Consider the following 15757-nt stretch of genomic DNA (forward strand, 5'->3'; position numbering starts at 1 on the left):
AACTTCGCCGCCTCGATCTTCTTGCTTCTAATTTGGACTTTTGAACACGCACTTATAAAATTTATAATACCAATGGTTATATGCTTTCTTTGCTTATAAAAAAAGGCAACTCGTTTAATACGTTCTGTAGTAGTAACGTTTCAGTTATTGAAAGTGAATGAAGATATATGTCAGTTCTCCTTATGCAGATAAAAAAATCGTCATGATCCTTTAAATCATGACGATTTTTTTATTTAATTATTGGACATTTTTCTTCTATATTGTCTGATAACAACAATGGCCATACCTATCAATAAAAGGCTTCCGCCAATTAGTAAGAGAGTATACATATTCGTTGCAGTATCTGGTAAGCTATTATTGCTATTTTCTGTTGGAGATGTAGTTGATTTTTCTTCGTCATCAGTATCTTCTTCAACAGTAGAAGTATGAGTATCTTCTCCTGTTTCATCGGTGTCTCCGGTCTCACCTGTTACATCTTCATCTTTATTTTCATCCCGATCTTCTTTTTCCTTTTCAGCCTCAGCTATAGCCGCTGAATCCAATACTGTAAATCTACTGAAATGATCTGTCTCAGCTGAGATCCAATTATCGTTCAATGTGCTGTCCACTTGATTCCATTTATCGTCTTCCTGATTCCAATGATAAATAGAAGCTGCTTCATTAGTTTCCGCTAATTTAAAGGATAGTTTGACAGGTGTTTCAAAGTTAGTAACAGCTTGATCAGCTTGCATAAACTGTAACTGATAAATTTCTGTTAGAGTAAATTCACTATAATCGTATTGTTCCTGATCTAACTTTTGAAGCGACAAGGTAACCGGTGCTTCATCTGTAAATGATGTGACATCAAACGTAACAATAATATCTGATTGCTCTACCGTAACCGTCATCTCTTTATCCTGTAATTGCTGTACTTGCTCCTGCGTAAAGGTAATCTCATTCATTTTTGTGTCTGTCTCAGGCACAATTAGGTTTAATGTTCCATTATGGTCTAGTTCAGCAATATCTGTTTCAACGATAAATCCGTTATCAGATAGTTGTAGTTCTTCCTTCGCACTACTATATAGTCTTTTCACATAAACTGTATAGTTCGAAACAGATCCATCTTCTGCAACTACTTCTACACTTATTTCATTATTGCCTTCCTCTATAGCAACAGGTTCAGATGGATCATTGCCGTTGACAAGTACATGTGCATCAGGTGATTGTGTCATTCCTGAAATTTGTATTTCGTCTACGTGATTCGCTACTTCCAGCTCATATTCAAATTGTTCTGGCGAAAAACTTGGATTTAACTCACCTTGATTCACTGTTAACTCACTTAATGACGAGTCTGAGGATTCTCCTAATCCATATGCAGCAATTGTTCCACTTACTTCATGTGCTGCTAATAAAATCGGCTGTCCGGTTGGACTATCCTCTGCTTGAATAAAAGTTAAACCTTCTGGTGCTACATCACCGCTTGCTGGCGTTACATCTAGATCAAGTCCTTGAAATACTCTCGAAGAAAAATAATTGTCAAAGCTAGGTGAAGTCGGATTCGTAATATCATAAACCATGATACCACCTTGTCGTTCTAATCCTGTAAAGGCATAGTTTGTTCCATTTACTTCCCCGGTTGTCACACTTTCGGGCTCTACACCCTTGTCATCACTTCTTGATTCAAAAGTATCTTCATCATTATTGCTATGGAAGTACTCTGGATCAAATGCTGCAATCTTCTCTTCAAACTCTGAGCCACTGTCATAAACTAATTCTAATGTTTCTGCATCCCATATAGAAAAGGAACGTCCACCATATGCATAAATGGCTTCATATTTTCCATCTTCATTTTTTGGATGGGAAGTCGAAGTCTTCAGTCTTCCTAATTGTTCATCATCAAAAAGACCATTCTCGACTAATTCGTCTAATTCATCCTGGTTATATCCCTGGTAAAGGTCTGCGTTTAATTGATAATTATCAACAAGATCCTCCACTCGTGATTCTTCTGAGAAACCATCCCAATCTTGTGCATCTCCTTCATTTGCAGTTAACAAATATGTTTTACCATTAATTTCTACTAAATCCATTCCATCCGGTTGATAGATGGATAACACTGGCCAATTGCGGATATTGATCTCATCATCTTTATCTGATGCGTCCAATTTGTTTTCAGGTAATGAAAAGTCTTTATACCCTAAACTTTTTACCGTAACAAATTCTCCTGATTGGATATCCAGTTTGGCAATTGCATTTGCTTCCTGCAGGACAACGTATCCATATTGACTTGCAGCATCGACGACAATGTACTCCGGCTCTAAATCTTGCGGATAAGTACTGTCAGGATGTACTTTTCTGACATCTTCTTCTACTATCTCATCTGAGAATGTAGCTGTAGTCGTAGTTAAAGTATCTCCTTCGCTCACACCATTAGAAACATCAATTATCGATACAGAGCCTTCTGGATTTACCGAATAATCTTCATTAGGCTCTCCTTCATTCGCAACCAATACTTTACTGCCATCAGCTGTAAAGGTAACCATATCTGGTAAAGCACCAACTTCAACAGTTGTTAATACATCTCCCTCTGTAGACATAAAAACAACATGACCATTTTCGACTTTATTTTCAGCCGGTACAGCCACAGTAATAAAGCTGCTATCTGGTGCTATTGCTACACTTGTTAGATCACCGGCATCCACACCAAAATCACTTAGATGAATTTTATTCACCAACGGGATTTCAGTTTGGCCATCAGCCAATCCAGATAAATCCATGATATCTAATGTTTCTTCCGATCCATTCACAGAGTAAGCTAAATATGTATTCGGATCATACGCCACAATTTCTGTGCCACCATCATCAATTGGTGCTTCGCTTGAATAGCGACCTAGCCATTCTACAGGCAATGTGTCTTCACTATCTGAATAATATGTTACATCTGAAGATGCATTTATCATGATGGGTTCTACTGATAGAAGAAAAGGTATACATAAAATTGCAACAACAAATTTCTTCATTATTCCACTCCTTTTTCCATATTCACCTACTATTCTACTTTTTTATCATTAATTGAATATATTAATAATGTTAATAGTTTGTAAAATTATTGTTGTGACAAACCACTTTTATTCATTTATGTCTTCTTTTTACATGAAAATACCACTTGATTTTTGTGTATTCGTTAAAGAATTAGTATGGTAGATTTATATACAAGAAAGCGCTTTCTATTATTTTATTGGAGGGATTGATATTGAAGAAAAAGTTCACATTAACCATGCTCATCTTAGTTTTTCTACTAAGTATTACTTCCATCTCAACCTTTGCTGAAGAAGACTCCACAGAAGAAATTGATATCCAGACATATGCAGAAAACATGCAACCGGGTTGGAACCTTGGCAATACTTATGACGCTGTTGGAGAGGACGAAACAGCATGGGGAAACCCTTTCGTTACAAAAGATTTAATTAAAAAAATTGCTGATGATGGTTTCAAAAGTATTCGCATTCCCATCACATTTGATCAACGAATGGAAGAAAGCGGCGAATTTGAAATTGATGAAGATTATTTAAATCGTGTTGACCAAACAGTACAATGGGCATTAGAAGAGGATTTATATGTGATGATTAATATTCATCATGATTCATGGATTTGGATAGAATCTGGAATGCAAGATAACCATGAACAAACAGTGGAACGATTTAAGGCGATCTGGATAAAATTGGCAGAACGTTTTAAAGATGATTCGATTAAATTAATGTTTGAAAGCATTAATGAACCGAGATTTTTGGGGACGGAAGAAGAAAGCCAGCAATACTTAGACGAATTAAATACTCATTTTCATCAGATTGTTAGAGAATCCGGTGGGAATAACGATACCCGACCATTGGTGTTACCTACACTTGATACTGGATCAGAACCAGAAAAAATTAATCCTTTATATGATTTCATTAAAGACTTAGAGGACCCTAATATTATCGCTACGGTTCATTATTATGGATTCTGGCCATTTAGTGTCAATGTTGCCGGATATACCCGATTTGAACAGGATACCAAAAATGATATCCATACTGTATTTGATCGTGTACATGATACTTTCACGGCTAATGGTATTCCAACAGTGATCGGTGAACATGGATTACTCGGATTTGACGTAGAAACAGGTGTTATTCAACAAGGAGAAAAACTGAAATTTTTTGAATACATGCTTCATTATGCTCAAGAGAAAGAATTGGTGCATATGCTTTGGGACAATGGCCAACACTTAAATCGCAATACCCTGGAATGGTCAGATCAGGAATTTCTTAATATCTTACAAACGAGCTGGAATACGAGATCTGCCGTTCCAAGTGATAATTTTATTTACCTAAAGGAATCAGAACCCGTCACAGATAAACCAATAACGTTTGAACTGCACGGAAATGATTTTAAGAAAATATATCATGGTGATCAAGTGCTCGAAGAAGGCAGCGATTATCAAATCGAAGAAAATACAATAACTTTTTCTGAAAAATTATTGAGTTCTTTGGTTACTGAAGATGATCTTGGTACCATCTCCACATTAACTGTCACATTTAGTGATGGGGTCGATTGGGATATTAATGTACGAGTCTATCAAACGCCTGTGCTGGAAGAAACGGAAGGTACAACTTCTGAATTCCAAATTCCCACAAACTTTAATGGTGATCAATTAGCGACAATGGAAGCATACTATCCAGATGGATCCAATGCAGGTCCACAGGATTGGACAGGATTTAAAGAATTTGGTTATGCCTTCACTCCAAATTATGATGAAGGATTTATCGGACTAAAAGATACCTTCTTTAATGAAATAGAAGATGGAGAAGTTGATCTTACCTTCCACTTCTGGAGTGGCGAAACAGTTGATTATACGATAGAAAAAGATAGGGAAAGTATTACTACATTAGTCGAAGAGGAAACAGAACCGGTTGAAGAAGAGGCAACGGAGGATGATCCAGTGGAGGAAGAAACAGAAAATGACAGCACACAGGAGGAGAAATCACCTGACAAAGAAGAGGAAGCAACGGAAAAGGAGGAAAGTGAATCTACAGATCAAACGAATGAATCAAGTGAGGAAGAAATGCCTACTGCCGCTGATAACGATAACCATACAGACTCTGAAGTTCCATCAGATCAACAAATAGCATCGAAATCTAACGAAAACAACCGGTTACCTGATACCGCAACAACTTCATTTAATACGATGGGTATTGGTTTGTTCTCGCTATTATTTGGTATCGGAAGTTTATTCTGGTATCGCAAGAAAAAAACTGTTTAAACAGGAAAAAGGGACCTAGCTTTAGCTGGGGCCCTTTTTTGACAACTATTTATTCCGTTTTCCAACAATAAATAAAACAACAATAATAATGACAAATAGTAGCGTCATCGCTAGTGAGAACCACACTAGCCCTGTTATGCCGAATATTAAATATCCGATTCCTGCTGCCAAAGCACTGATAAACGCATACGGCAATTGGGTAATGACGTGATCCATGTGATTTGCCCCTGCACCGGTAGAAGACAGAATCGACGTGTCAGATATCGGTGAACAGTGATCCCCAAAAACAGACCCTGCCAGTACCGCAGCCATTGCCGGAAGTACTAAATCAACATCATATACAATGGCGATTTGTGCAGCAATCGGAAGCATGATACCAAATGTTCCCCAAGAAGTGCCGGTTGCTAAAGCCATAAATCCGGCAATCACAAACAACAACAGCGCTAGATAATTAACATTAAACGAAACCTGATCTACTAAATTAGCCAGATAACCACCCGTATCTACAATTTCTATAATGGATCCAATCATCCAGGCTAGAATTAATATATAAATCGCTGGCATCATTGATAGTGAACCATCTTTTATCACTTTCATAACAGATAGTTTTGACCCTTTTAAGAAAAGGTACATCACTATCCCGATAACTACAGCACATAGACCACCAATAAAAAGAGACAGATTTACATTTGTGTTTTCAAACATCGTTAAGATTGTAGCACTACCTTCAGTCGCTTGATAGCCTGTGTAAAGCATCATTGCAATGGTAGCTACTACCAATAAGATAATTGGAATTAATAAATGCATGATCTTTCCGTTTTGATTCACAACTGCATTTTCGTTCATATCAGCTGACATTATTTTCTTTGCAGGATCAACCACATGACCTGTTTCCAATGCTCTTTTTTCATGTGTTCGCATCGCACCAATATCAATGTTAAAAATTGCAACTAAAAAAACTAAAAGCATGGCCGCAAAAGCATACATATTTAATGGAATCATTTTTATAAATGCTTCTAACGGCTGGAATTCCGTCACTTCCGCTGCTGCGAAAATCGAACCGAGCGTCCCGATAATGTAGGCTCCCCAACTTGAAATCGGTGTAATCACTGTAATGGGCGCAGAAGTAGAATCAATAAAATAGGCTAATTTTGCCCGGGAAATTTTATAGCGATCTGTTAATGGTCTGGAGACTTGTCCAACCGCTAAACTGTTAAAATAATCATCAATAAATATGAGAACGCCTAGAAATGATGGAACAAGTTGCGCACCACGCCTTGTTTTAACTTTTTTAATTGCCCATTCTCCAAAAGCCTTACTACCTCCTGAAGCCGTCATTATTACCGTCATAATCCCTAATAACAACAAAAAGACGAGTAAATAAATACTTCCCAGATTCCAACCATCAGTTGTATAGAAAATATCACGAAATACGAACCAAATTTGCTGAAGACTTGCTACTATATTAAAATCGTGAATAAGCAAAGCCCCAACAATGATGCCAGTTCCTAAAGATAATAACACTCTCCGAGTCACCAATACTAAAACCAGCATCAAAATCGCCGGGATTAGCGAATATATAGTACCTTCCATAACATAACCTCCACTATTACTATCCTGTCCAATTATACACAGAAAAAACAGCAACAGAACACAGTCTATCACTGTCCTACTCCGAAAATAGATACTAAAATAGTGTACCAATTTTCAAAGCATCTGTCACTGACTTTTTTTAATGGGATGGCAGAGGCGGAAATGCTGCGTTAATCTGGAAATATATCTACTAGTTGTAGGGGAAGAATTGATGTTACAATTACGGAAAGTTCAGACCCTTTTATTCTAATGATTCGTTTAAATGATGGGATATCTCCGCTGTCCCCTCTGATCCACAACGCCTTAATTACCTGTATATGTCATTTAATCCTTCATGCTGAATCGCCCAGCCTTCAGGAAATCCTGTTTTGGTTGCCATCATGGCTATTGCAATCAGCAGTGCTCCGTTTCCAGGCAGGTAGACGGTTAATGCATCATGTTGATAATTATGGCCGTTATTAGAGTAAGTATTTTTCACTTGATCCATTAATAAAAAGTCAACAGCTAATTCCAGTTCACCCAATCTTGCAGCTGTCATCGCACACATAGGAAAATCCCATCCCCAGGCCGTTTCCCATTGCCATTCTTCTTTGACTTGATGCAATGTATGTAGCATTACTTCCTGATCGATTAATTCCCCGGGCAATACACCAAATGCCGCTACCATGGATGGATGATCGTGATTTTTTTCGGTAAAGGTGTTCTCGCAGTCCCGATGAGCTAAATATACGCCATCTTTCACTCGTGGTTTTGCCATATTTTCTCTGACATCGATCCATTTTTCCGGTACGTCTTTACCTAAGCGTTCACACCATTCAATCGCAATTCCTAAACCGAAATGCCAATATTCTAATTCGTATGGCGGATTAATACTGTCTTCCATCCGGTGATTCTCTTGTGCAGGTATCAAACCAGGTCCAAGTTGATAGACACCTTCTGATTTGTTATAGCTTGCAAAAGATGTCATAAAATCAGCCGACGCAAAAACAACATCACTTAATTTCTTCAACATGCTCTTATCTTTTTCCGCCTGATAGCACAGCTCTGCTAAGAAAATCGGATGTGGTTGCTGCCAAATTAATCCTGGGGCAATCGGTGATGGTGTCTGCTCTCCTTCAATGCCAACCATTTTCGGCCAGCGCGCACCTTGATAACCTTGGAATTCTGCCAATTGATAAGCTTTTGGCAAAATATCAAGATACCAGTCCATGCTTGTTTCCAAGATAGAACTTCTTCCCCATAATGGAAAATGAGCCGCATGCCACCAGTGCATTTCTAAATGAAACTTCCCGAACCAGCTGTTATACATATAGCCAGTTTCCTGTGGAGGAACCGAGCCTCCACTGTTTACAGCTAAGAGATATTGTGACAAGATCACCCGACGTTCCAATTCATCAGCACGAGAATCCTTACTTCCTTCAAAAGACATAAAGCCTCCATTAGACCAGAATGATTCCCAATGCTCACTTGCTTCAGCAAAAATCTCGTTCACCGGCTTCTCCACTATCTTCTCTTCAGAAAAGGACAATGTAAATACCAATGTTTTCTCATTAGCTGTTAACACCAGTTGATGATCTGCAACCTGTTTAATTTCGCCGTTATTCCAACTCCAACCTACCATATAAGACGTATCATCCATTACACGTTTCAACTTGACAGATTGATCAGACTGTTCAGCAACTTCCGTATGATGGCCATTTTCTTCCCAATTCAATGCTAACGTATTTTCCCATTTTTGATCAGACACATTCGGGCTTGGAAAAGCTAATTGCACTACTAACCGTCCAGACTCCAGCAAAGAAGAAGATACGGTTACTCCGATCAGATCATCATCTGGTGCACAAGCAGTCTTGACCGTAACCTTCTTGCCATCAACGGTAAATTCACTTTCAATCACACCCGACCATAAATGTAACTGCTGCTTTACAGGTTCAACCGCCTCCAATGAAAGTAATTCGCCAGTTTCATCATAAAAAAGAAAACCAATCTGACCGAGTTGTAACCGATGTGGATTTTGTCTCAGCCAGTGATAAGCTTCCTCTTTATCTTCCGGAAAAAGCGGATATGGTGCTCCTTGGTAATGTTGCATCTCGACATCGTTTAAGCTGAATCTATCGCTTCCGCCTGTGGCATGCCAACCCCAATTGGATTGCGTACTTAATGGTGTCACATATTTTTCAGGCAATGTTTGCAACCCGGTATAATCAACTGACATGCCAAATTCACCATTCCCCACCGATAAAGGTGCCCGTGGTTCTATCCCCGTAACTATTGGGGAATGCCTATCGACAATCTTTTTCCTATCCATTTTCACCCCTCCTGATTACACCAGCATTCTCTTCCATACTAATAAAAATCGGTCGTTCATTCGGCGTTTTATTTGGTGAATGTAATGTTAGATGTAATTGTCCTGCTAAATCATGAAACAACATCCCATGACCACCATCACTCGCAAATAACGGCTTTTCCTCATGCACCCATGGTCCTGTCACCTTGCCTGTTGTCGAGCGGGAAATCCCTTGTGCATAGACATTATCGACAAAACTGGCCCATAGCATCAATAGTTCACCATTTTCCGCACGGTATATGTAGGGGCCATCTGTCACATAATTTTCTTGAGTATTGCGTGTTTTATGATGAAAAGATGTTGGCCAAGGAGCTTCTGATGCTGCAAAAAGGGGCACCGGTTCTCCAACTGCTTCTTTTAAATCATCTCTTAAACGAACGGCACAAATTTCCCCGTCACCTACCTGTACCCATTCATGGCAGAACACCATCCAAGGCTTTCCTTCTTCATCAATGTGTAACGTACCATCCAGCGAGAACCAGTCATTTGGTGTGACAACACCGTCACTGTGGGGATGAAATGGACCTGTTAACGAATCAGATTTTAAGATTGCAGTCCCTCTTTTGCCGCTATCCTTTAGCAAAAAGGTCGCAAACATATAATAAGAACCCTGATATTCATGTACTTCCGGTGCCCAGAAATTCTCCTCCGAGAAGAACTCGACATTTGGTCGAAATACTGGATATGGTCCTTCCCAATGTTCCAAATCCTCGCCTACCCAGACATCAAAGCCAGTTCCTCTTCCCCAAATATTTTTATCGGTACTGCCAAATAAGTAATACTTCCCTTCTTCACGATCCACAAAAACAAACGGATCCCTAATTTGCACTTCCTGATTAACCTTCATTAAATCCTCTCCCTTACTTTTAAGATTAAGTCTTATGAATTCAAATTCGAAATAGATACATACTGCGAATTTGTGAATATTTATTTTATTTTAGTCTTCCTTTCCTTCTAATTTGAGATGGGTGCTATTCTTCGCTCCGGCAGAATACTCCGCTTTCCGTAGCTTAGTTTACTTTTCTATTCAAGTGAGAAGAAATCCATAGAATATAAATCCCATAAGTTTTCTTCTTCCCATAATCAGAACACTACGCTTAGCGGAGGCAGAATACGAAGACTCCTATGGGAACAGCACGAGCTGAAGATCCCGCAGGAAAGCGATATTTGCTTTCCGAGGAAGCTGAAGCCGTGCCCATGGAAAGCGAAGTATTCTGCCGCAGCGTGTGAGAACACTCATCAATATTCAGAATGGAAGAAAGCAAATTCATGTTAAAAATATTCAGATGGACTGACGCCGGTGATGGCTTTGAACACTTGGCTAAAATATGTGGAATTCTGATAGCCTACCATTTCACTCACTTCATAGACCATGTACCTTTTTTCGCGCAATAATTCCTTCGCCTTCGTTATCCGATACTGATTTAAAAAATTCACAAACGTCTCTCCGGTTACTTTTTTAAACAATTGAGACAAGTAATTACGATTCACATAAAGCGTATCGGCAATTTCAGCCAACGTGATTTCTTCATCATAATAATGGTGCACATGCTCCTTTACGCGCTCTACTAATTTACTCGTCTTTTTGCTTGCAAGTACTTCCCTGGAATGCTCCACCCATTTTCTTAATTGTTCTGTCATCCATTCCAGTAAATCTTTTGTTGTATGATGATTATAGACTTCTATAAGCAAGGAAGATTTCTCTTCAGGATGCGGTGCGACTTGATCCATCGACTGATCTTCCATCATTAACGCACTTAAAATATTGATTGAAATCGTCTGAATCATATAAAAAGGAGAATATTCTTCTTCCGATAAACCGTTTACAAATTGCTCCCATATTGCTAATAACTCCTCGTAATCCTTTTCCGTAATTTTGGTATGGATTTCCTTGATCGTTTCAAAAGGATACACATAGGTATCACTTGAGCCTTTTATCTTCGTTTCTTGATAATGATATACTTTATTCCATTCTTCATACTCAGCTACTTCCAATGCTTGCATACTTTCCGAATAAGCATCTGTTAATTGGTGCAAGCTTTTTCTGACATTACTGACCCCAATCATAACTGATACCTTTAAATAATAGAGGACATTCTTGAGCATCTTATTTACGAGCTGATCATTTAATTGCTCCAAATAAATATCATTATCCGGCAAAAAGGCGACCATTACATAGGTAGAATCAGAATAATCAAGAAGATGTGTAACCACCCCATTTTGTTTGGAATATTGGCGTATTGTTTCCAATAGTATATTGCCTACACTAAACTTCATTAACTGCCAATCACGCTCATGTACTTTCGTTAGATAGGGAGGACGGTTAATCATAATCGATGTCACAATTTGTGAAGCATCAACTTCCACCCCTAAAAGGTCTTTACTTTCAACTGATAAATCCTTTGACTTGTAACGGTTAAACAGGAGGTTACGGATAAAGGTATCCTTGCGATAAGCTAAATAGGCCGGACGTTGTTCCTTGTATGTTTCAAGAATCGCCTGTTGTTTATCCTCTGACTCCATCTCCTGTAACACTTCCTGAATAACCGTCTCAATTTCGGTAACAGGTGATGGCTTTAGAAAGAAGTGCTTAACACCATATTGAATCGCCTTTCGCGCATTGTCAAAATGATTATAACCGCTATGAATAATAATCCGAATAGCCGGATAGCTTTCTCTTACTTTTTTTATCAATGACAAGCCATCCATTTCAGGCATATAAATATCGGTAATCATAATATCCGGTGTTTCTTCTTCTATCATTTGAAAAGCTTGCTGCCCGTCACTTGCAGTACCTAGTACATGTATCTGTAATTTCTCCCAATTGACATGCTTGGTTAAACCTTTTCGTACGGATAATTCATCATCTATAATGATCATTGACTTCATTGTCTATTCCCCCGAACCTTCCAACTCTGTAAATGGTTGCTCTTCAAAAATTGGTACCCGAATTTCGACCATTACGCCACCTTTTTCATGATTATAGATAGTTACATCAAACTGCTCTCCACAATACATGGAAATTCGCTCTCTTACGTTCTGAATACCGATACCTTTCGCATCAGAAAAGCTCCAATTATCCGGTAATCCGGTTCCATTATCCTTGACTGTTAATTTGATACAGTCATTCTTTCCACACATCTCGCCATGAACGGTAATCTCCATCTTTTGTGACTCTACATTGTGATAGCCGTGTTTGATACTATTTTCAATAAACGGCTGCAAAATAATTTTGGGAACATAATAATCTTTCATCGATGCAGGCACACGAACTTTATAATCGATTGTTTCTGGCTGACGTTGTTTTTGAATATCGATATAGCATTTGGCATGATCTAATTCATCACGCAAGCGAATAAACTTCAAGCCGCCGCTTAGGCCTATTCGTAACATTTTACTTAGTTTATTTACCATATCTCCAACATCTTCTGCGTCATGATCAAGTGATTTCCACTTAATCATATCGAGCGTGTTATAAAGGAAATGAGGCATAATTTGACTTTGTAATGCACGCATTTCTGCTTCACGGCGATTGGTGTTTTCCTTTTCCAGCTTTTCAAGTAACTCTGACAATTCATTTGTCATTTGATTAAAATTCTTGCCTAATATATCGTACTCTTCGACGTAATGGCGTTTTACTTGCACATCGAACTGTCCTTTTTCCACTTTACGCATCGCTTTTACCATATGACTGATTGGTTTGGTGATCCATTTGCCAAGACCGTAAACAATCGGGATCGATAAAAGGATCGCAATTAGCCCAATCACTAGCACATTAATACCTAGCTCTTTCGTTTCAGCATACAAATCATCTACTGGAATGACTTGAACAAGACGCCACTGTTCATAATTCGGCTGAGATATTAATAATAAATAATATTCATTATCTTTTTTTATTAATTGATGATGATCGGTTAATTCGTCATATTCCGGGATTAACCGTTCATAAATTTCTTCTTCAACTGGCACAGTAATATCATGTAAAATCGGAAACTCTTCCCGGGAATGTGTTTCTGCAATAATTCTTCCACCGGTATTTAATAAAATAAACGGTTCATTAATTTCGTCATACAAATCCATATCAACTAAATATTCCAGAAAGTTTTCAGCCAGTACATTGACTTTAATATAACCAACTGTTTCACTTCGCTGGTTTAAAATCCGATGAACATAACTGATCATTTCCCGATCCAACAGTTCATCCGTATGTTTGGGTACCCAGCCATTATCGACATTTTTAATAAAAGGTTCAAACCAAGCCTTCTCTGTCAAGTTGGACTCAGGTTGAACGTTAAAGTCGTAGAGATAGGCATGATCCTGATAACGATCCGTATATATTTCAACGGAATAAACCTCTTGTTTTAGAGAGGCAACATTATTAACCAAATTTTTCAATTCATTGCGCTCAACTAATGCTTCATAGGGACTGATATCAGTATTATTGAAAATATCAACTACCGTACGATCAATTGCAATAAACGTACCTGCCTCACGAATGTTTTGGATCACACCTGATAATTTATTAGCGCTTTCATTTAATAGCGTCAGTTTTGCTTCACTAATCTCTTCAGAAGTAAAGTTAAAAAAATATTGATAAGAAGAATAACTGACTCCTGCAAGAAAGAGAGCATTCACGAAAACGAAACATACAACCATCATCGTTTTTAATTTTCGAATCATGCATCCCCTCTTTCTTAGCAAAATATGACTACCCTTTAATACCGGTAGTAGCTATACCTTCCACAATATATCGTTGGAAAATGAAAAATACAGTTGTAATCGGGATTAGGGAAAGCACGGACATTGCAAAAACAGATCCCCATGAGGACTCCCCTTGAGAGTCAAGGAATAAACGTAAACCTAATGGAACCGTAAAAGTATCAACAGTATTTAAATAGAGAATTTGACTAAAAAAATCATCCCATGTCCAGATAAACGTAAAGATAGCTGTTGTAATTAACACAGGTACTGCCAATGGCATAATGATTCTCGTATAAATCTGGAAAATTCCACAACCATCCATAATCGCACTTTCATCTAACTCTCGTGGAATCCCTCTAAAGAATTGTACCATGAGAAAGATAAAAAAGGCATCCGTAGCTAATAATTTTGGAACGGTTAATGGCAAAATAGTATTAATCCAATCTAAGTTATGGAAAATGGTATACTGTGGAATGAGTGTCGCATGTGCCGGTAACATAATAGTCATTAGCATACATGCAAACCACAGCTTTTTCAATGGAAATTTCAATCTAGCAAAGGCATATGCTGCCATGGAACAAGTGATAAGATTGGCAAGTACCGCAATGATACTGATCATGAAAGAATTTTTAAAAAACTGACCAAAATTAACATTTCTTACTACATTCCAACCATTCGTATAGTTATCCAATGTCCACTCTTTAGAAAAAATACTCGGAGATGAGAAGATAAGTGTTTCCGGTTTAAAGGAACTTGTAACCATCCATACCACCGGATATAACATAAATAACCCAAATACGATAATGAACACGTGTGTTAAAATTTTGCTTGTATTGGTACTTTGATTCATTACAATTTCCCCCCGTCTTCATAGTGCACCCAATATTTTGATGAGAAGAATATAAGCAGTGTCATTACACCTAATACAAACACTAATATCCATGCCATTGCAGAAGCATAACCCATTTCAAATTGAGTAAAACCTTTTTGATATAGATAGAGGGTATAGAATAACGTCGAGTTAATCGGTCCACCTGTACCTTCACTAATAATAAAGGCTGAGGTAAACACTTGAATCGATTTAATTAATTCAATAACTAAGTTAAAGAAAATTACTGGTGATAATAAGGGCAATGTGATTCGAAAGAATACCTGAGGTTTAGTTCCTCCATCTACTGCTGCCGCTTCATACAATTCTTTCGGTATTTGTTTTAATCCTGCTAAGAAAATAACCATCGAAGCACCAAATTGCCACGTTGCTAAAATAATGATCGTGCCTAATGCATAATCAGGATGTGAAATCCAACCTTGCCCCTGAATGTTAAAAAAGGCTAAGACTTGGTTGATTAACCCGTCAATCTCGAATAAATTTTTCCATAGAATCGCAATCGCAACACTTCCACCTAGTAACGAAGGCAGATAATATGTTGTACGGTAAAAACCTACTCCCATCATTTTTTTGTTTAATAATACTGCTACTAATAAAGCTGCAACCAATTGTGTTGGTACTGCAACAAACACAAATGTTAAGGTAACTTTTGCGGAAGCAATCCATCGATCATCTTGGAACATCTCTTGAAAGTTCGCAAGACCTATCCACTCTGGCGTACTTAATAAGTCAAAACGTGTAAAGGATAAATATAACGAACTGATCATCGGTCCTAATATTAATCCTAGAAAACCAATTAACCATGGTAATAGAAATACATAGGCGGCTATATATTGCTTACGTCTTTCCTTGTTTATTTTCGATTTTTTCTTTATAGTTGTTGTTTCTAAAGCCTCTGAACCTTTCAATTGTCACCCCTCCTAATTTCGCTGATATTGAAGTCTTCATCTCA

Annotated in this window: 9 protein-coding genes; 1 reads left to right on the forward strand and 8 read right to left on the reverse strand. The window is 38.0% G+C overall.

Annotated features, from left to right (window positions below):
- Window positions 1-233: 233 nt before the first annotated feature.
- Window positions 234-2996 (reverse strand): choice-of-anchor I family protein, encoded by a 2763-nt coding sequence (locus tag BM121_RS02640; protein WP_091480756.1) that lies wholly within the window; start codon window positions 2994-2996, stop codon window positions 234-236.
- A 233-nt stretch (window positions 2997-3229) separates the two neighbouring features.
- On the opposite strand from BM121_RS02640, the gene BM121_RS02645 reads away from it, so the two are divergent.
- The gene (locus BM121_RS02645; RefSeq protein WP_091480758.1) at window positions 3230-5275 is read left to right on the forward strand and encodes a cellulase family glycosylhydrolase; all 2046 of its coding nucleotides are present in this window, start codon (window positions 3230-3232) and stop codon (window positions 5273-5275) included.
- Between the two features lie 45 nt (window positions 5276-5320).
- On the opposite strand, the gene BM121_RS02650 is transcribed toward BM121_RS02645, so the two are convergent.
- From BM121_RS02650 to BM121_RS02680, 7 genes are all read right to left on the reverse strand, one after another.
- Entirely contained in the window at window positions 5321-6868 is a 1548-nt protein-coding gene (locus BM121_RS02650) for a Na+/H+ antiporter NhaC family protein (RefSeq protein WP_091480761.1), read from the reverse strand.
- Between the two features lie 307 nt (window positions 6869-7175).
- Window positions 7176-9176, reverse strand: coding sequence for a glycoside hydrolase family 65 (locus tag BM121_RS02655; protein ID WP_091480763.1), 2001 nt, complete (start codon window positions 9174-9176; stop codon window positions 7176-7178).
- Window positions 9169-10062: a glycoside hydrolase family 43 protein gene (locus BM121_RS02660; RefSeq protein ID WP_091480766.1), complete on the reverse strand. Its 894-nt coding sequence runs from the start codon at window positions 10060-10062 to the stop codon at window positions 9169-9171. The genes BM121_RS02655 and BM121_RS02660 overlap by 8 nt, the downstream gene beginning before the upstream one ends.
- 425 nt (window positions 10063-10487) lie before the next feature.
- Window positions 10488-12104 carry a response regulator gene (locus tag BM121_RS02665; protein ID WP_091480769.1) on the reverse strand — a complete coding sequence of 539 codons (1617 nt, stop codon included), beginning with the start codon at window positions 12102-12104 and terminating at the stop codon, window positions 10488-10490.
- A gap of 3 nt (window positions 12105-12107) precedes the next feature.
- Window positions 12108-13895, reverse strand: a complete 1788-nt coding sequence (locus BM121_RS02670; RefSeq protein ID WP_091480771.1) for a sensor histidine kinase — start codon at window positions 13893-13895, stop codon at window positions 12108-12110.
- A gap of 28 nt (window positions 13896-13923) precedes the next feature.
- Window positions 13924-14766: a carbohydrate ABC transporter permease gene (locus BM121_RS02675; RefSeq protein WP_091480774.1), complete on the reverse strand. Its 843-nt coding sequence runs from the start codon at window positions 14764-14766 to the stop codon at window positions 13924-13926.
- Entirely contained in the window at window positions 14766-15680 is a 915-nt protein-coding gene (locus BM121_RS02680) for a carbohydrate ABC transporter permease (protein WP_217649296.1), read from the reverse strand. The genes BM121_RS02675 and BM121_RS02680 overlap by 1 nt, the downstream gene beginning before the upstream one ends.
- Between the last annotated feature and the right edge of the window lie 77 nt (window positions 15681-15757).

The sequence above is a fragment of the Gracilibacillus orientalis genome (assembly GCF_900114645.1).
GTDB classification, from domain to species: Bacteria; Bacillota; Bacilli; order Bacillales; family Amphibacillaceae; genus Gracilibacillus; species Gracilibacillus orientalis.